Origin of the sequence: Peribacillus sp. FSL E2-0159 (assembly GCF_038643155.1) — a bacterium.
In the GTDB taxonomy this organism is placed as follows: domain Bacteria; phylum Bacillota; class Bacilli; order Bacillales; family DSM-1321; genus Peribacillus; species Peribacillus simplex.
In genome coordinates this window covers 3631726-3650760 of the sequence record NZ_CP152053.1, presented here as the reverse complement: position 1 = coordinate 3650760, position 19035 = coordinate 3631726, and the positions used below count along the sequence as shown (strand labels likewise).

Sequence of the window (19035 nt, the reverse complement as noted above, 5' to 3'; positions counted from 1 at the left end):
TTTAATAACTAATAACTAAAAGCTAATCAATATATAAGAGGATGGTGTTGGTAATGGTTTGGGTATTCATTTTATTGACAGTCGCTACATATGGTTTTGTGATGAAACATGTATTGAATAATATTCAAAAACCGGCAAAGGCAGTAAAACCTTATACCGAGTCACCAATGGAAAACCGAGCTGCATTTAACCCCACCCCTACAACCAGGTAAAAATCCTGGTTTTTTTTTGCATTTCAAAGCCAATATATGAAACAAACTACATGAATCCACCATTCGGTGGTTTTTTTTTTGAACACGGCCTGTAATGAATCATATAGTAAAAATAAAGCTGATGGTATGAATAATAAACGAAATCGTTTACAATAAGAATATCAAAATGACGATAGATTAAGGGGTATGGATTCATGATTCAAGAAACATTAAAGCAACAGTCCAAATTGGGGATTTTGACTGCCATGTATGAGAAATTTCAATCGGCAGGTGATACAGGCAATGCCGATAAACTGAAACAGTTAATCATGAAAGTCAATAACGAGGAGTTCATCATTGCTTTTTGCGGGCATTTTTCAGCGGGGAAATCTAGTATGATCAACTTTCTCCTTGGTGATCAAGTATTGCCTTCAAGTCCGATTCCAACAAGTGCAAATACGGTAAAAGTCCAAAAAGGGGAAGACTATGCCAAAGTCTATTACCATCATCAGCCACCAGTCTTATTTCCTGCGCCTTATGATTTTAAAGAGGTAAAGAAATTTGCCAAGGATGGAGATTCAGTATCGGCTATAACGATAAGTTCCAATGATTTTTCACTGCCGGATTCGTGTGCGATCATGGATACGCCAGGAATTGATTCGACAGATGATGCACATAGAGTTTCTACGGAATCTGCCTTGCATCTAGCTGATGTCGTCTTCTATGTCATGGACTATAATCACGTCCAATCAGAAGTGAACTTCCTATTCACTAAAGAATTGTTAGAGGCTGAAAAACCGACATACTTAATTATCAATATGATCGATAAGCATGATGAGAACGAGCTTAGCTTTCAAGACTTCAAGCTTTCCGTTTCTGAAGCATTTGCGAACTGGAATGTATATCCAGATGGTATTTTTTATACATCCGTAAGAGACTTGAACAATAGTGAAAATGAAATAGATGTGGTCAAGCAATTCATATATGAAATGGCGGGCAAAGGTCTAAATGATGGGAAAGATGCCATCATGCAATCGGCAAATGCGCTTGTCGAAAGGCATCTTAATTGGCTGAAGGAGCAGTATGAAGATGAACATGCCGATGATTTTGAAGTTTTAACAGAACTTCCTCATGAAGAGCGAATACACCTGACGAATCAAGTGGACAGCCTATTGAAAGAAAAAAAATCATTAACTGGACGTATAGAGGAAATCAAGGTCCAATATGCTGATGCATTAGAAACCATACTAAAAGGTGCGTACATCATGCCCGCGGCTACACGGGACCTAGGTAAATCTTTCTTGGAATCTGCTCAGCCGGACTTTAAAATGGGTCTATTATTTGCTAAGAAAAAAACGGATGCCGAACGTGAGGCCCGTATCAAGGCGTTCTTGACCGATTTACAAGAAAAGGTGAAAACCCAGCTTGAATGGCATCTTAAAGAGTTGGCGGTTAAAACGCTTAATCAAGCGGAGATCCATGATTCAACACTTGAAAGTACGGCTCAGGCACTTCAGATTGAGGTAACGGAATCTTACATAAAAAACTCTTTGAAGCCTCAAGTTGATATTACGGGTGAATACGTTTTAAACTATACGAATGATTTAGCATCAGCCATCAAAAAGAAAGCTCGTGATGTATCAGAAGGATTTTTGAATAATATGGTTACCGTTATGGAAGGAATAGTGGAACAGCAGTCTAATTCCATCGATAAGGAGCTTGAAGGTTTTTCTGAGTTTGCGGAAGCCCTTAAAGTTACTGCTGCGATGAATGCGGAAATTGAGTACCAAACGGAACGTTTAGAAGCCATTGCTCAACAAACTGAATCATTAGTCGATGAGCGCGATATCGATATGCTTTTAACTCAATGGAATGAAGAAGAAAAAAATATTACAGTCAAAATCATGAAAACGGATAACGTAAGTAATTCAAGATCCGTCAACGAACCTGAAACGGAACATGATAAAGAAAACAAAGAAGCTGTACCTTCCGTAACTGTTTCTACATCTGATGCTACTGATTTACGCGGAAAAGAAAAGCTGATGGAGACTGCAACGGGTTTACAACAGGCGGCCAAACTGATCCAACCTTTGAGAGGGTTTCAATCACTTTACAAAGAATTGAAAGAGAAGGCAAATCGCTTGGAACAGCAAACGTTCACGGTTGCCCTCTTCGGTGCATTCAGTGCGGGTAAATCTTCCTTCGCCAATGCGTTGATGGGAGAAAGCGTCCTTCCTGTTTCACCAAATCCGACAACTGCCGCAATCAACAAAATCATGTCTTCAGACGCTGAGCATCCACATGGAACGGCAACCGTCAAATTAAAGACGGAAGCGATGCTGTTGGAAGATGTTAGGCTGGCGTTGGCAGCTTTTGATAAATCGGCAAAGAATCTAGATGAAGCACTTCAACTAGCCGGTGCAATCATTTCAAAGGCGGGGGAAGTTGATAAGGGGAAAACGCATTTATCCTTTCTTAGGGCGTTTCATCAAGGGCTTCCCGAGTACCAAAATGATTTAGGAAATGTGGTAACGGTAGATCTTGAAGGATTTAAACGTTTTGCTGCTGAAGAGTCCAAGTCGTGTCTTGTTGATCTAATTGAATTGCGATATGACTGTGAAATGACAAAACAGGGGATGGTCCTTGTTGACACACCTGGGGCGGATTCGATAAATGCACGACATACAGGAGCAGCTTTCGAATATATTAAGAATTCGGACGCCATCCTATTTGTGACCTATTATAATCACCCATTTTCACGGGCAGACAGGGAGTTCTTGATACAACTTGGACGTGTGAAAGATTCTTTCGCCATGGATAAGATGTTTTTCATCGTCAATGCCGTCGATCTGGCACAAACCACTGACGAATTGGACGAAGTGATGGATTATGTCACAGATCAATTGAATGGATTCGGAATCCGTTTTCCAAAACTGTTCCCGCTTACGAGTAAGGGAGCGTTGATGGAAAAACAAACGCCTGGTTCGTTTAAGCATTCGTTCCTTCCTAATAGCGGAATCTCGGAATTCCAAGGCCAATTCGATTCTTTCATAGAAAACGATTTAACTGGACTTGCAATTGAATCGGCTCAAGCGGCTGTTAAAAGAACGGAAGAACTGCTACGAGATGTAATTACAGCTTCCAGGCAGGATGAGAAAGCGAAACGAAATGCCTTGGAGACCCTTTCTCATGAGGCACAGTCCATTTCGGAACTCCTCTCTGTCATTAAAGGGGATGCAGAGAAGCAACGTTTGAAAAAAGAGATAGACGAATTGACATTCTATAGTAAACAACGCGTCTTCTTCCGGTTTAATGATTTCTTTAAAGAATCGTTCAATCCGGCTGTTCTAAAAGATGATGGAGGCGATTTGAAAATTGTCCTCAAGCAATCGATGAAGAACTTATTGGATGCGTTAGGCTTTGACCTTGCCCAGGAAATGCGGGCAACGGCTTTAAGGACGGAAATGTTCGTAAATAAATTACTGAATGAGAAACAAAGCAGTTTGCTTCAGCAAATGCAAAAAATAAGAAGAACCCTTTCATTACAGCCATATGAACCAAATGAGAGGGAGTCCCTTGAATTTACAAGAGCTTTTGCCAAATTAGATACGGGGGAATTCAAAAAAGAATTGGCATTATTTAAAAATCCAAAATCTTTCTTTGAAAAAAATGAAAAAGCGAAAATGAGCGAAGGGCTTCAGAAGCGTTTAGATGAACCTGCCCTTATATATGTAAAAGATCAGGGTGAGCGGATTTTCGAAATGTATATTGAAGTCCTCGACCAAGAGTTACTCGCGATTCAAAAAGAATTTAAGACGGAAATATCGGATATCTTTGCAGGTTTACGTGCAGCATTGGAGGAAACGGTCGATTTACCGTATTATGAAAATGCCGTAGCGGAATTGGCTAAAATGCATTCGAAATAGAAACGAGGTTCATTCATGAAAGAAAACCTTATTTCACGATTGAGATACCTGGAAAAGAAAGAGGATATGACCATATTGATGGCTGCTGTTACTGGCAGCCATTCTTTTGGTTTATCATCGATACAATCGGATTACGATGTTCGGTTTATTTATGTTCATAATGATAAGCGATCATACCTCAGCTTGAGTCAGCCAGTTGAAGTCATTCATTTGAAAGAAGGCCTATTTGACATTGAAGGCTGGGATCTATTTAAATCATCCCGCCTTACCTTAAAGAGTAATCCTGCTCTTTTTGAATTATTTCAATCGCCAATCAAGTTGATAACCCATACGGATTATTATAGGAAGATGAATGGTTTGATAGCGGATTGCTATTCCAAAAAGGCACTGGGACACCATTACTATCGGATGATGAGTGACAATCTTCAACAATTGACAAAACCAAGGGATTCCGAAAGAAAAGAACTAAAAATATGGGTACAAGTATACCGTTCGTATTTAATCCTTGAATATATCATCCAACGGGGTTCGCTGCCACCTTTATCGGTATGGGAATTACTTGATTTAGTTCAGATTGATCAAGAACTGAAAACCAGGATGACCCGGATATTTAAAGCAAAACAAATGGAAGAAAGTATAAGCAACAATGAAAGTGAAAAGAATCTTTCGCTATTAGAAGGGAAATCGCTTTCCATAAAGAATGAGATAACTATGCTACATAAAGCGAAGAACATGGAAACGGAGCTTAATGAATTAATTTGGACCATTTTGAAATAGGGGGTTTTTCAGATGAGTTTTATAATCGAAAAAGAAGAGCTGTTGCCGTTGTTGAATTCCAGTGATATCAAAATTTGTGACTGCCGCTTTCAGCTAGGCTCTCCTGATGCAGGATATAATGAATATAAAAAAGACCATATTTCCGGCGCTGTTTATTTCGATCTTGAAAAGGACTTATCGGGGCCGGTTCAAGAACATGGGGGAAGACATCCTCTTCCTGACCTGGAGACCATTAAAGTTAAACTGGAATCAAATGGAATAACCAATGATACGGTACTTATTGCTTATGATGGCGGGGAAGGTTCTTTTGCTTCCAGGTTTGTCTGGCTTCTGAGCTATCTTGGGCATCAGAAAGTCTTTGTTCTTAACGGGGGCTTTCGAGCCTGGAGGGATGCGGGCTATCCAATTGACTCGAATCAAACGAAATATGTGCCTACAGAATATCATATCGATTTAAATGAGTCCGTATTTGCATCTTTTCAAACAGTGAAGGATTACACAATGAATAGGCCTGACGCTATCGTATTAATGGATTCAAGGGAATCTAAGCGCTACGAGGGCATCGAGGAGCCAATTGATAAAAAAGCCGGCCATATACCTGGTGCAGTAAATAAGGTGTGGACGAACGTTCTGGAAAATGGCTATTTTAAAAAGAAGGAAAATCTTCAGTCAAATTTCACAGGCATCGGTAAAGATAAGGAAATCATTGTGTACTGCGGTTCAGGTGTAACGGCATCACCCAATTATATCGCCCTGAAAGAAGCAGGCTTTAAAGATGTGAAGATTTATATTGGCAGTTTCAGTGACTGGATCTCGTATGTTGATAATCCAATTGAATAATATTTTTTCCAATTAAACGATCCTTAAAAAAAGGGCCAGTTATGTTAAAATGGAAGTACATCATGATAGAGGTGATAATGTGTTAATGAAAGAAAATGAGCAGCATCCTTCCTTTATGCTTGTCGATGGGATGGCGCTTTTATTTAGAGCTTTTTATGCAACGGCCGTTACTGGTCAATTCATGATTAACTCAAAAGGCATCCCGACTAATGCCGTTCAAGGTTTTTTGAAGCATATGCTGACGGCGGTGAATCACTTTTCACCTAGTCATGTAGCGGTATGTTGGGATATGGGCAGCAAGACTTTCAGAAATGAATTATTTGATGGATACAAGGCTAATCGATCAGAAGCTCCAGTCGAAATGATCCCTCAATTCGACCTAGCGAAAAAAGCGGTTGAAGCATTTGATATCCCTAACATAGGCCTCTCAGGATATGAGGCGGACGACTGTATAGGAACAATTGCCAAGGCATCTGCCCAACATAGCCGGGTGGGTATATTGACTGGTGATCAAGATATGCTCCAGTTAATAGATGAAAACATTTCCGTACTATTATTAAAAAAAGGGTATGGTAACTATGAAGTGCATAATCCCGATAGCTTTTTTGAATGGAAAGGGATCACACCAAGACAAATGATCGATTTAAAAGCTTTAATGGGTGATACAGCTGATAATTATCCCGGAGTTAAAGGAATTGGGGAGAAGACTGCGTTGAAATTATTGATCCAGTATCAAAGTATCGAAGGGATTCTTGAAAACGTTGCTTCATTGACAAATGGGCAGCGGGCTAAAATTGAATCCGCCGTCGATATGCTTCATTTATCCAGAAAGCTAGCAGAAATAAAATGTGATGTACCAATTTCATGTTCTTTGGACGATGCGGTCTATCAGTATGATCGAGAGAAGGTCAAAAATCTGGCTAATGATCATGAATTCAGGGCTTTACTGCGAATGATCTAATCAAATAAGCGGAGCTTCCCAATGGGAGCTCCTTTATTTTGTATGGTGATTTTTTTGTCGAAAAATGGATAGTCAAAATCTTTGATATACGGTAAGATGAAAATAAGGCATGAAGTATGGAGTGGATGCAGAATTGGCGAAGTCAACTGAAGAGTATGTTAGTTTTTTAGAGGGTAAGGGATTCACTTTTGGTAATGACGCTATTGGTTTTATTTATTTTGGTAAGCGCTATACGGATGCAAGTGATATTTTAGTCAATGCAGCAATAGAATTGACATTGAAGGTACAAAAGAATTTTGATGGTAGCTTTTATATCTCCTTTTTGGAAAACTTAAAACAAAATGGCATTGAAACGCGTAGTGCAGCGGTATCGTTTGCAAAAGAACAGGGGCTGCTTAAATAAATCGGACTTCGTAACTGGAAGTCCGATTTATTTTATTGGGCTTTTCAAGAAAACTCCTGTGTCACCGGCTTCTTTTTCTTAACAGGCAGTTCAGCAAATATCATTCCCAAGAAAATGAATGCGCAGCCGATGATGGAAGCGGAAGTCAATTTTTCCCCTATCAATATGTATGAGGATAACGCAGCAAAAACCGGTTCCATTGAAAAAATCAGCGCCACTCTTGTAGGTGTTGTATAGGCTTGGAAGAAGGTTTGTGCGAAAAAGGCGAACGCCGTGGCCAGAGCTGCCGTAACCAATAAAGCAGTCCATACATCCTTCTGTAACATGACCTCTGAGCTGAAGATGACGGAATGATTTTCTTTGAAAATAAAGGCTGAAACAAATGATAATAAAGATACGGTGGAAACCTGAATCAGCGTCAACGGTAAAGCAGGAAGGGTCCTGGCATATCTAGCGGTAGTAATGATCTGCATGGCAAAACTGATTGCGCATAAAAATACCAGTAAATCACCGATATTCAAATTGGAGCGGTCAGCGAAAGTCATTAAATAAAGCCCGATGGTTGCGGCTGCGACACCTATTATTGTATTGCGGGAAAGCCTATGTTTTAAAAGTAGCAAGGAAAAAACAGGGACCATGACGACACTTAATCCTGTTATGAAGCCTGTCTTCGCAGGAGTTGTATAATTCAATCCGATTGTTTGAAGCCCATACCCCAGAAAAAGCCAAACTCCTATATGAAACCCAGCTAGAAAAAGGCCCTTATTCCAAGTTTTCCCCTTTTTGTGTAAAGAAGTAAATATATAAGGGATGAGCAGGAAAACGAAGGCCATGAAGAAACGGACGGCATTAAACGTGAAAGGGTCAAGAAAAGATAGTGCATTTTGAACCATGACAAAAGTGACGCCCCAGATGAATACAACGAATAATAAAGAAAAATCAGCTGTCTTGTTCATGAATTTCCTCAGCCTTATTCAATCGAATGGCCCGTCTTGCCAACTCATCCGCGGACTTGTTTTCGAGATTTGGAATCCATTTCATGAAAAACAATTCAAGCTCGTCGGAAAGCTTTAGCGCCCGTTCCAGCAAAATGGCATACTTATTTTTTGCAAATCTTTTTTCAATGGCCTGGTTGATGGCTTGGGAGTCAGTCCGAAAAGAAACGATTTGATATTTATTGGCAACGCAAATTTCCAATGCTTTGATTAAAGCATGGTACTCCGCTTCATGGTTTTCCATATTTCCAAGCGGAAAGGAATGCCTCTCGACCACACCGTTATTATTTATGAAAACACCTGCGCCGCTCGGCCCTGGATTGCCCGCACTGGCACCATCAATATACACTTCGATCAAGATGTGCTCCTCCTCGAGTTTAACTGTTAATATGCTTTGATAAAAAAATGATTCATATAAAATTAAGATTGAAACATGAGAATTTCAGGCTGATATGGGAACTATAATTAAAAAGAGTGATTCAAATGCTTACAATATATTATAAAGGGTATGACGAAAAAAAGGTATGAAAATTGTAAGCTGTTCTGCATGAATGGTGAATGGATAAGGAGCTGGAAATCTTTGAAGGTAATTATGCAATGGACATATCATGCTTCAAAAAAACCATCTGCCGATTTCGTTTCGGATTGGCTTGATGCCGGGACTGCACTGGTCATTACGGAAGATCTTGAAAAGGCAGGAAGGCTGAAGGAAGTGGAATTCAAGGATGAATTCGATACAACATGGACCAAGAAGGAGCTAAAGAAACTCCTGACGGAAGTTGAGGAAGAGCCGCAAGATGTGACGGTTTTTTTTGATGGAGGTTTTCAAAAGGATGAAAAGGTGGCAGGAATCGGTGTTGCCATTTATTTTCGTCAAGGTAAGAAGTTCTGGCGGCTGCGCACCAATATGAAATTGGAGCAATTCGAATCGAATAATGAAGCGGAATATGCGGCCTTTCATGAAGCGGTCAGGCAGATGGACGAACTTGGAATCCACCATCAAAGCTGTGTCTTTAAAGGGGATTCTCTAGTTGTCTTAAATCAACTTTCCGGTGAATGGCCCTGTATGGAAGAAAACTTAAATAAATGGCTGGACCGCATTGAAGCGAAACTGGATAAATTAAAAATCATTCCGGTCTGCAAGCCAATTTCTCGAAAGGAAAACCAGGAAGCCGATCGCCTGGCAACTCTAGCGCTGCAGGGAAAAGCCATTTTCAGCAAAATAGAAATTGATGGGTCAAAGGAGCCATAACAACAATGAACAGGAAAAAAATATATGAAGAAGTGGAAGTTGTTCTCGCTTCATTCTGTCAAGATTGTTTTTTACGAAAGCATTTTCGAAAAGAGAAGGGGCGTACATATGCCCATCAGTTCTGTATTTCAGAATGTACGGTTGGTGAAAAATTAAAACAGCTGGGCAATGAACTTAGTGACCGATCTTAAGTGCCTAAAAATCGCTTTCATTATGACATAGGAAAATACAGGATATGGATTATAGGTAAAAAAAAAGAGAAAAGTGTGAGAGCATGAAAAATAGAAAAGGGAAGCTGAATAATGAAGCGAATTCGCCTCTTACCATACCTGAAATTGATTTCATAATGGATTTCGGATAGCCTATTGGAAAAAACAGGTAAACTTACTGCGGCAGAATATGAAGAAATAAAACGCTATACCATTTATGATTACTTAAAAACATCCCTGGAATCCACCATCGATAGCATTAACAGCCCTTCAGCACCATGAACGGGAAGCTGGGCAAGGTTATCCACTTGGACTGAAGGGGATTGATATCCATCATCACTCGAAAATCGACGCTATAGCCGACGTATTCCATGCAATGTCTTCAAATCGTGTATATAAACAGGCCATGCCGTTTTATAAGGTGATTGAGCAAATGAACAGCGATATGTTCAGTAAATTCAATCCAGAAATCCTGGTGGAGTTTGTAAGCCGATTAATGTCCACTTTGGTCGGAAAAGAAGTTATGTTTATTGAAAACCAGTAAAGGGATCATAGATTTGCGAATGGAAAAGAGCCCGATTATAAAAAATCGGGCTCTTCGTCATTCTGCTTTACCGAATCAAAATAGGTTTTGAGCATTACTTTATTTTCGCTGAAGTCTGCAATCGTATATTGATCAAGGACCTGTAGAAAAGCATCCAAGGCATTATTAAGGACAAATTTCAATGAACAAACGGGAGAAATCACACAGTTATCGTGATCTTTAAAACATTCCACTAGATAAAAATCTTCTTCGGTTCTCCGCACCAGTTCCCCTACATTTATTTCAGCGGGTGATTTTGCAAGCCGGAAACCGCCATTTCTTCCACGTATCGTCTCAATATAGCCTAATTTACCTAAATTATGAACAATCTTCATCAAATGATTTTTAGACAGTTGATAGACTTCAGAAATCTCTTTAATATTTGATAATTTGCTTTGATCGTGGGAAGCCAGGTAAATCAACACTCTAAGTGAGTAATCGGAATAACTCGTCAACCTCATGTTTATCGCCTCACATTCTATCCCCATTTGACTATATCATAAATGTGAACATTTTATAAACATGAAAACTTAATATTTGAAAAGATGTATAAAAAATATTGCTTTTAATTCATTTAAGTTCTAATATAAACATGTATTTAAAATACTTGTTTATGAAAAGAGGTTTAACTATGCTATCCCAGAAAACTATCGATGTTATCAAATCAACCGTACCCGTATTAGAAGTTCATGGTACAACTATCACAACTGTATTCTATAAAAATCTTTTCGAAGCACATCCTGAATTATTAAATATTTTTAATCATGCCAATCAAAAAAAGGGGCGCCAGCAAAATGCACTTGCCAACACGGTTTTGGCTGCAGCTAAACATATAGATCAACTTGAAACGATAATACCTGTCGTAAAGCAAATAGCACAAAAACACAGAAGTCTTGCAGTTAAAGCCGAACATTATCCCATTGTTGGAGAATATTTATTAGGTGCAATCAAGGAAGTGTTACAAGATGCGGCTACAGAAGAGATCCTCCAAGCTTGGGGGGAGGCCTATGGAGTCATTGCCAATGTTTTCATTAGCATCGAAAAGGAAATGTATGACCAAGCTTCCAATCAGGTCGGCGGATGGTCTGATTTCAAACGATTCACAGTAGTGGAAAAGGTACGGGAAAGTGACGTAATCACTTCCTTTTATTTAAAGCCATCAAATGGAGATAAGGTTCCATCATTTCTTCCTGGACAATATATTACCGTTCGTATCGAGATACCGGGTGAACGCTATTTATTCAACCGTCAGTATAGTTTGTCTGATGTTCCGGGAAAAGATTACTTCCGGATTTCCGTTAAAAAAGAAACGCCGGGAACCTCTCCTGATGGAAGGGTCTCTAACTACTTGCATGAATCCATTCAGATGGGTGACAGTATAGACTTAACGGCTCCTGCAGGTGATTTCACCATCGATTTGGAAAAACGGACACCGGCAGTATTCTTGAGCGGAGGCGTTGGTATAACGCCTTTCATGAGTATGGTTCAAGCGGTAGCTGAACAAACACCTGAGCGTGATGTCCAATTCATTCATGCGTCTGATAATGGCAATTTACAGCCGTTCAGAATGGAACTGACAGAACTAACGAACAAGCTTGCCAGCTATCATTTATCTTTTGTCTTTAAAAATCCGAGTGATGATGATAAGAACCTGCCGAATTTTGAAAAGGAAGGGTATATCGATAAAGAATTATTGAGCAGTTTTGTTAAACCTGAAGCTGATTATTATGTGTGTGGCCCTGTTCCTTTCATGAAGGCCATTATTACTTACCTGAAAGAATTGGGGATAGATACGGATAAAATTCACTATGAGTTCTTCGGACCGGCCATGGCATTATAAGGTTCATTCATCGTAGGAATGTTATTGACATCAAGCAGATAATTTTGCATACTATATTAAAACAATGAACGTTGAGAGAAGATTAGTATGCGAGAATCACTGTGACAGAGAGCGGCGTCAATTGCTGGAAGGCCCGCGACAGGAAAGCGCAGAACCTGCTTCTTGAGTCCTATGCAAAACATAGGCGCAAATCCTGGCGTTATCAGGCAAAGTGGAATGCATGAACTTGCATTCAATGAAGGTGGTACCACGGAGAGCAGCCCTTTTCGTCCTTATTTCGAGGATGAAAAGGGCTTTTTTTCATGTCTTAGATATTTATTGGAGGAAGTAATCGATGGAAAAGAAACGTATCGTTGTAAAGATAGGAAGTAGTTCTTTGACCAACACACAAGGTGAAATCGACCAAAGTAAATTTTCCGATCATATCCAGGCAGTGGCAGCATTAAGGAAGGCGGGACATGAAGTTGTCCTTGTTTCATCAGGTGCTGTGGCGACAGGTTTTCGCAAGCTCGGCTACCCTACGAGACCTGTCACACTCAAGGGAAAACAAGCTGCTGCAGCTGTAGGTCAAAGCCTATTGATTCAATCATATATGGAACAATTAGGGCACTTTGGAATCGTTCCGGCGCAGATTTTATTAACAAGGAAAGATTTCTCGAAAAAAGATAGATATAAAAATGCATATGCGACATTGATGGAATTGCTTGAACGCGGCATCCTTCCGATTATAAATGAAAATGATACAGTATCGGTCGAGGAGTTGACTTTTGGTGATAATGATATGCTATCCGCCTTAGTAAGCGGGTTGGTCCACGCCACCAACTTGATCATATTAACGGACATTAATGGGCTCTATGATTCCAATCCACAGACAAATCCAGGGGCGAAACGATTTGAAAAGTTATCCGAAGTAACGGAGGATTTATTGCAAATGGCAGAAGGTGCAGGGTCTAATGTCGGAACCGGGGGTATGAAATCGAAGCTGATTGCAGCGCAAACTGCATTGTCTCTTGGGGTGAAAGTATTCATCGGATCAGGTTTGGGGAGTGAAAAACTTCTAACAATCCTTGAAGGCAATGGTGATGGCACGTATATTGGGAATGATGTCATGACGACAGTAACGAAAAACAAACAATGGATATCCCTTCACTCACAAGTATCCGGGAAAATTTTCGTTGATGAAGGTGCCGAAAGGGCTTTAGTTTCAAATGGCAGCAGTCTGCTGCCAGCTGGAATTTATGAAATTAAAGGAGTCTTCAATAAGGGCGATGTTGTCGAAGTCTTTGGTGCAAATGGATTATTGGGGCGGGGTGAGGTCCTTTATTCCGACGAAGAATTAAAACAGGCGATGGGAAAGAGGACATCCGAGCTTGTGATCACTTCCATAGAAGTGATCCATCGCGATAAATGGGTGAAAGCATAGATAATCAATATCAGAGAAAGAAAAGGGGGCATTTGGAAATGAGTGAAGTGACTTTGAAAGGAAAGGCAGCCAAAAAAGCCAGTTATCAGCTAATCGGATTGACGACGGAAAAGAAGAATGAGGCACTTGGAAAAATTGCTAAGCAACTTATTATCGATAAAGATTTTTTGATAAAAGAAAACCAAAAGGATCTTGAAGAAGGCAGGATAAAAGGTTACAGTGAGTCTACATTAGATCGGATTATGTTAAATGTTAATCGTATTGATGACATGGCAGCGGCCATTATGCTTTTGATCGATTTAAATGATCCGATTGGGGAACAATTGGAGACGATCGAAAAAGAGAATGGCTTATTGATTAAAAAGTTACGGGTCCCAATCGGGGTAATAGGAATGATTTATGAAGCCAGGCCAAACGTGACCATCGATGCAGCTACATTGTCCTTGAAAACGGGGAATGCCGTCCTATTAAGAGGCAGCTCGTCAGCCAAATACTCCAATATGGCACTAGTCTCCTCCATTCATAAAGCATTGGAGAATACGGAGATTCCTGTAGAAGCAGTTCAGTTGATCGAGGATACGAGTCGTGAAACCGCTAAGGAACTTTTTCATCTTAATGAGTATTTAGATGTTTTGATTCCTCGCGGTGGAAAGAATTTAATTGAAACGGTCATTAAGGAGTCCACTGTTCCCGTCCTTGAAACAGGAGCAGGCAATTGTCATATCTTCATCGATCAGACCGCAGATATCACGATGGTCGAGAAAATTGTCTTAAATGGTAAAACTCAGCGTCCATCCGTATGCAATGCTATCGAGGGGCTTCTAATTCATGAAAAATGGTTTGAAGAAAATGGAGTGAGTATTTTGGAACTCCTGGACGAAAAGGGGATTGAAGTATATGGAGATGAAGAGGTTTGCAGCGCCTTTCCGAGAGCGAAAACGGCTACGGAGGAAGATTGGTCAACTGAGTACCTGGCTTTAAAAATCAGCGTGAAAATTGTAAAAGGTGTATTCGATGCGATTGAACACATTAACCGATACGGTACCAAGCATTCTGAAGCAATCTTAACGAGGGATGAACAAAACGCTTCCGCATTTTTGAATAAAGTAGATGCCGCAGCCGTTTATCACAATGCTTCCACCCGTTTTACCGACGGTTTTGAATTCGGTTATGGAGCAGAAATCGGTATTTCCACACAAAAGCTGCATGCACGTGGACCAATGGGTTTACCGGCCTTAACATCAAGCAAGTACTTCATTTATGGCCAGGGGCAAACCCGGGAGTGAAATTCATTCCTTTCATGGAAGGTTATTAAAACTCATTTAAGGGTATTGTATACTACATTACTTTTAAAGGAGCAGATACCATGGACAAGAGGTTTATAGCAATATATGAAAATGAACATGAAGCGACTTCAGCAGTCGAAAATTTAAAGGAACAAGGATATACATCCGATCAAATATCAGTAGTGGCGAAAAACATTGATAAATTACCCAATGAAGCCGAAGAAGTCAGCCCGGCAAAGACGGATGGATTAGTAGCTGGGGCGGCAGCGGGTGGTGCTGTCGGATTGACAGGCCTGCTTATTGGTATGAGTGCATTAGCCATACCAGGAATTGGTCCGATATTGGCAGCAGGACCAATTTTCGCCACTTTTGGCGGAGCCGCAGCCGGGGCAGCATCGGGAGCAGGCGGATTGAGAAAGCCATTATTGGATATTGGACTTGAGGAAGCCGAAGTCGACCAATATGTGGAGGATATTAAAGCAGGGAAAATCCTTGTCATCGCCGATCCTTATTAAGTTCGTAAGTAAACTACCTTGAATGAACAGATTTACGAGGATTGACAACGGAGCTCAATGCCCGCAAAAACTCAAAATAAATATTTATTGATAAACCCCGTTCAGGATTTCTTGAACGGGGTTAATATGTTTGTAGACTAATTTTATTGTCAGTAACTATAAAATCAAAAGGAATTCCACATTTGTATGAAGAATTAAAGGAATATAGTCCTATTACCGAGAAAGGAAGGGGAATTATGGGAAAAAGTAGATGACGATGCCACTTTAAGAAATTAAAGAGGATTTTTTTTTGATGATTTTCACCTTAAGAATCATTATACTGATGTTAATGTTAAAAAGCGTATGCTATTAAAGAAAAGCAAGCTTTAATGTCATAACCTGAATATCCATATTACATACCAATCGAAATTCTTATGATGAAAAAACCCACGATAAAGGGTTTTTTATTTTTCAAAGTCATTTTATAAAGTGAAATATCTAATAGCTAAATAAAATGCAGAAATACGATTTTAGAAGTCTCACATTGCTTTTCTTATTACGGTTTTGAATGAAAACCTTTGCGGCATTCTTAGCTTACTCGATTATACCAAGTCCTTGTATTTAGGGCTAGAATAACAGGTTGATTGAGCTTATATCCAATAAACCAAAATGACTTTACGTTGGAGGTGGGTGTATTGATAAAAATAAAACTCGTTGTTCCTCGAAAAGGATATATTACGGATGCTTTTGAAAGATTTGAGGAATTCAACAAGTTGGAGGAATCGGACAACAATGATAACGGTTCAGTGAAGTTTGTTTTAGAGGAGGTAGTTGAGGATGCCGATAAGATTGGGAAGTTGAAGCTGGATGCTGATGTAATCATTTCAAGGGGATTAATTACGAAACTATTAAAAGAAAGCAATGAATTCATTCCTATCGTTGATATACCTGTACAAGGTATTGACCTCATTCGTTCCCTGTATGATTGCAAGGCACGTTTTGGCAGTAAAAAAGTGGCCGTTATAGGAGCATTAAACATGATTTATGGCGTGGAAAACCTTTCGGATATTGTTGATTTGCCGATTCAGTCCTATATATTAAATGATATCGAGTCCTCAGTCAGTTTAGTGGATTTGGCAGCCAGCGATGGCTGTGAGGTTGTGTTAAGTGGTTTAAGTACTTGTAAATATGCTGAAGAGATAGGGTTGGGAGCCATTCTGGTTGACACTGGAAAGGAATCATTTCGGCAGGCGTTGATTGAGGCGAAAAGAGTAGCTCTTGTCAGCAGAAGGGAACAGGAGAAGACTAAGCGTTACCAGACGATTCTTAATTATGCCTATGAAGGGGTTATTGCTATAGATTTAAAAGGACAAATATCTGTATTTAATACGGCGGCTCAGGAGATATTATCCATTTCCAAGGGGAGCTTAATTGGAAATTCAATATACGATATAATTAAGCCCGGGAAATTTCGTAATATGCTTTTAAGCGAAGATGAATACGAAAAAGATACCGTTGCTTACCAATCGATTCAATTATCGGTAAAAAAAGTTGGGATATTTTTAAAAGGTAAAAAAGTGGGGGATATGGTCGCCTTTCAAGATGTTACACGCATTCAAGAGATGGAAGGGAAGTTCTTTAGAAAACTTCATTCACGTGGACATGTGGCTAAGTACACATTTGATAATATATTGTATCGAAGTACCGAAATTAAGAAGACGATTGAAACAGCACAACGTTATAGTGAAGTAGATTCAAACATTCTTATAATTGGAGAAACTGGAACGGGCAAGGAAATATTTGCCCAAAGCATACATAATCATAGCAACCGGAAAAATAACCCGTTTGTAGCCATTAATTGCGCGGCCCTTCCCGAAAATTTATTGGAAAGTGAGCTTTTTGGATATGCAGAAGGAGCTTTCACGGGAGCCATGAAAGGCGGAAAGCAAGGATTTTTTGAACTGGCTCATAGAGGTACGATTTTTTTAGATGAAATAGGGGAAATCTCCCCAAAAATGCAAAGCCGGCTGCTACGTGTCCTCCAAGAGCGGGAAATCATGCGCATCGGTGATGATAAAGTAATTCCGGTTGATGTGAGAATTGTGTCGGCAACGAACAAAGACCTCATGCAAATGGTGAAAAGTAATGACTTTCGGGAGGATCTGTATTATCGCTTGAGTGTACTGGACCTTGTATTGCCTCCACTTCGGGAACGTAGAGAAGATATTCCGTTATTGGTGAATGCTTTTATTCAGAAAGCTCATTCGGATCAAAAGCAAATTAAGATCACGGATACTGCCATGAAAAAGCTGAGCGAAGAGAATTGGGAGGGAAATATTCGCCAATTGCAAAATTTTTGTGAGCGATTATGCGCTCTTTATAAAGACAAGTTAATTGATGTGTACGATATTGAAATGTATTTTCCCAATAGAAGTAAAAAGAAAATACAGCTGTCGAAACAAAACGAAGAGATGGATATGTCACCTGGAATGCATTTATCCGAGCGTGAGAGAATCGTTCAAATGTTAATTAAGGTTAATTTTAATAAAGGAAAAGCTGCCTTTGAGTTAGGGATGAGTCGCACGACTTTATGGAGAAAGATGAAAGACTTGAATATTGAAACAAATTGAAACGTAATGAAACTAATTAATTCATTTTGAAACAATTTGTTAAACTTTATTTATGTCTTAATATAAGAACTAATTGGCTTCTTTCTTGAATAAACTGATGTTTTTTATGTTGGCACAATAATTGTATATATAACAATGCAATAGGAAAGATTTTTCCTTCAAGGTTAATATGAAAGGTTGGTGTGCAGGTGAGTCATTTAGTGTATATTCCTCAAGATATTGAGAAAGAGGGGAAAAGTTATTTAGTAGAAAAAGGCTTTAAGATTAAAGTAGGGTCTGATCTGTCGCAAGAAATTCTTATGGAAGAAATCAAGGGTTGTGATGCAGTACTAACGAGATCAACGGCTGTAATAAATAAAGAAGTTATTCAAGCAGCTGAAAACCTCAAAGTAATTGCCAAGTACGGGGTGGGTTTGGACAATATTGATATTGAAGCTGCTACAGCGCGTGGCATTTATGTAACAAATACACCAGAGGCAAATGCGAATTCTGTAGCTGAACATGTAATGGCATTAATTTTATCATTGTCCAAAAATTTAAGCTTGGCTGATAAAGAGCTGCGCAGCGGGAATTTTGCTATTCGTAATCAACTTTTTGGCATGGACTTGGAAGGCAAGACTTTGGGGATTATCGGACTGGGGAGAATCGGTAGAATACTGGCAAAAAAGGCTTTCCAAGGCTTCGATATGAAAGTGCTTGGCTACGATCCCTATGTTACAGCCAGAACGAATTCGGAGTTGGAGATAGCAACAGATTTAGAATGGGTATTAAGAAACTCTGATGTTATTAGCCTGCATCTGCCGTTAACGAAAACAACAAAAGGGATAATAGGAAGCCGTGAGTTTTCCTGGATGAAATCTTCTTCCTATTTTGTAAACGCTTCCAGGGGCGGTGTAGTGAAGGAAAGTGATCTAGTAAATGCTTTGCAAGCGGGCCAGATTGCCGGCGCTGGAATAGACGTATTTGAAGTTGAGCCTCCTGATAAATGGAATCCCCTTTTTAAATTGGACAATGTGATAGTCAGTCCTCATAATGCGGCATTGACGAAGGAAGGCTCGATACGCATGGCTGTACATGCAGCAATGCAAGTGGAACAAGTTCTTACAGGCCTGCAACCGAATTGGGCTGTAAATGAGCCCTTAACTAAAGGGTTGTCAATGTAATAATACAGAAAAAATTATCTGTTTTTTCAGAAAACGAAGGATTTGATGGTTCAAGTTTGGCA

General features: G+C 39.6%; 18 protein-coding genes. 15 read left to right on the top strand and 3 right to left on the bottom strand.

Features of this window, described 5'->3' with window-relative positions; all coding sequences use genetic code 11:
- Window positions 1-53 precede the first annotated feature (53 nt).
- The 6 genes from NYE63_RS17750 to NYE63_RS17725 all read left to right on the top strand — a co-directional run bounded on the left by NYE63_RS17750 (window position 54) and on the right by NYE63_RS17725 (window position 7098).
- Window positions 54-212, top strand: coding sequence for a hypothetical protein (locus tag NYE63_RS17750; RefSeq protein WP_251430661.1), 159 nt, complete (start codon window positions 54-56; stop codon window positions 210-212).
- A 194-nt stretch (window positions 213-406) separates the two neighbouring features.
- Window positions 407-4117: a dynamin family protein gene (locus NYE63_RS17745; RefSeq protein ID WP_342602114.1), complete on the top strand. Its 3711-nt coding sequence runs from the start codon at window positions 407-409 to the stop codon at window positions 4115-4117.
- 15 nt (window positions 4118-4132) lie between these two features.
- Entirely contained in the window at window positions 4133-4894 is a 762-nt protein-coding gene (locus NYE63_RS17740; RefSeq protein WP_342602113.1) for a nucleotidyltransferase domain-containing protein, read from the top strand.
- A 12-nt stretch (window positions 4895-4906) separates the two neighbouring features.
- Entirely contained in the window at window positions 4907-5734 is an 828-nt protein-coding gene (locus NYE63_RS17735) for a sulfurtransferase (RefSeq protein WP_342602112.1), read from the top strand.
- Between the two features lie 85 nt (window positions 5735-5819).
- The gene (locus tag NYE63_RS17730) at window positions 5820-6695 is read left to right on the top strand and encodes a 5'-3' exonuclease H3TH domain-containing protein (protein ID WP_251430711.1); all 876 of its coding nucleotides are present in this window, start codon (window positions 5820-5822) and stop codon (window positions 6693-6695) included.
- Between the two features lie 109 nt (window positions 6696-6804).
- Window positions 6805-7098 (top strand): DUF6123 family protein, encoded by a 294-nt coding sequence (locus tag NYE63_RS17725; protein ID WP_063233274.1) that lies wholly within the window; start codon window positions 6805-6807, stop codon window positions 7096-7098.
- 44 nt (window positions 7099-7142) lie between these two features.
- On the opposite strand, the gene NYE63_RS17720 is transcribed toward NYE63_RS17725, so the two are convergent.
- Window positions 7143-8054 (bottom strand): DMT family transporter, encoded by a 912-nt coding sequence (locus tag NYE63_RS17720; RefSeq protein ID WP_342602111.1) that lies wholly within the window; start codon window positions 8052-8054, stop codon window positions 7143-7145.
- On the bottom strand, window positions 8038-8451 hold the full coding sequence (locus NYE63_RS17715; protein ID WP_125162269.1) for a reverse transcriptase-like protein: 414 nt from the start codon (window positions 8449-8451) through the stop codon (window positions 8038-8040). Before NYE63_RS17715 ends, NYE63_RS17720 begins: the two co-directional genes overlap by 17 nt.
- A 222-nt stretch (window positions 8452-8673) precedes the next feature.
- Here NYE63_RS17715 and NYE63_RS17710 point away from each other — a divergent pair, with 222 nt between their 5' ends.
- From NYE63_RS17710 to NYE63_RS17700, 3 genes are all read left to right on the top strand, one after another.
- The gene (locus tag NYE63_RS17710) at window positions 8674-9345 is read left to right on the top strand and encodes a reverse transcriptase-like protein (protein ID WP_230162699.1); all 672 of its coding nucleotides are present in this window, start codon (window positions 8674-8676) and stop codon (window positions 9343-9345) included.
- A 5-nt stretch (window positions 9346-9350) separates the two neighbouring features.
- Window positions 9351-9536, top strand: coding sequence for a zinc-finger domain-containing protein (locus tag NYE63_RS17705; protein WP_214789160.1), 186 nt, complete (start codon window positions 9351-9353; stop codon window positions 9534-9536).
- Between the two features lie 271 nt (window positions 9537-9807).
- The gene (locus NYE63_RS17700) at window positions 9808-10098 is read left to right on the top strand and encodes an HD domain-containing phosphohydrolase (RefSeq protein WP_342605815.1); all 291 of its coding nucleotides are present in this window, start codon (window positions 9808-9810) and stop codon (window positions 10096-10098) included.
- Between the two features lie 35 nt (window positions 10099-10133).
- On the opposite strand, the gene NYE63_RS17695 is transcribed toward NYE63_RS17700, so the two are convergent.
- Window positions 10134-10598 (bottom strand): Rrf2 family transcriptional regulator, encoded by a 465-nt coding sequence (locus tag NYE63_RS17695; protein ID WP_342602110.1) that lies wholly within the window; start codon window positions 10596-10598, stop codon window positions 10134-10136.
- Between the two features lie 170 nt (window positions 10599-10768).
- Here NYE63_RS17695 and hmpA point away from each other — a divergent pair, with 170 nt between their 5' ends.
- From hmpA to NYE63_RS17665, 6 genes are all read left to right on the top strand, one after another.
- Window positions 10769-11977 (top strand): NO-inducible flavohemoprotein, encoded by a 1209-nt coding sequence (hmpA, locus tag NYE63_RS17690; protein WP_342602109.1) that lies wholly within the window; start codon window positions 10769-10771, stop codon window positions 11975-11977.
- A 334-nt stretch (window positions 11978-12311) separates the two neighbouring features.
- Entirely contained in the window at window positions 12312-13400 is a 1089-nt protein-coding gene (gene proB, locus NYE63_RS17685; protein ID WP_342602108.1) for a glutamate 5-kinase, read from the top strand.
- Between the two features lie 38 nt (window positions 13401-13438).
- Complete coding sequence (locus NYE63_RS17680) at window positions 13439-14686, top strand: glutamate-5-semialdehyde dehydrogenase (protein ID WP_342602107.1); 1248 nt, start codon at window positions 13439-13441, stop codon at window positions 14684-14686.
- A gap of 80 nt (window positions 14687-14766) precedes the next feature.
- Window positions 14767-15201, top strand: a complete 435-nt coding sequence (locus tag NYE63_RS17675) for a general stress protein (protein ID WP_342602106.1) — start codon at window positions 14767-14769, stop codon at window positions 15199-15201.
- Window positions 15202-15875: 674 nt separating this feature from the next.
- Window positions 15876-17810, top strand: a complete 1935-nt coding sequence (locus NYE63_RS17670) for a sigma 54-interacting transcriptional regulator (RefSeq protein WP_342602105.1) — start codon at window positions 15876-15878, stop codon at window positions 17808-17810.
- A gap of 200 nt (window positions 17811-18010) precedes the next feature.
- Window positions 18011-18973, top strand: a complete 963-nt coding sequence (locus tag NYE63_RS17665; RefSeq protein ID WP_342602104.1) for a hydroxyacid dehydrogenase — start codon at window positions 18011-18013, stop codon at window positions 18971-18973.
- The last annotated feature ends 62 nt before the right edge of the window (window positions 18974-19035 follow it).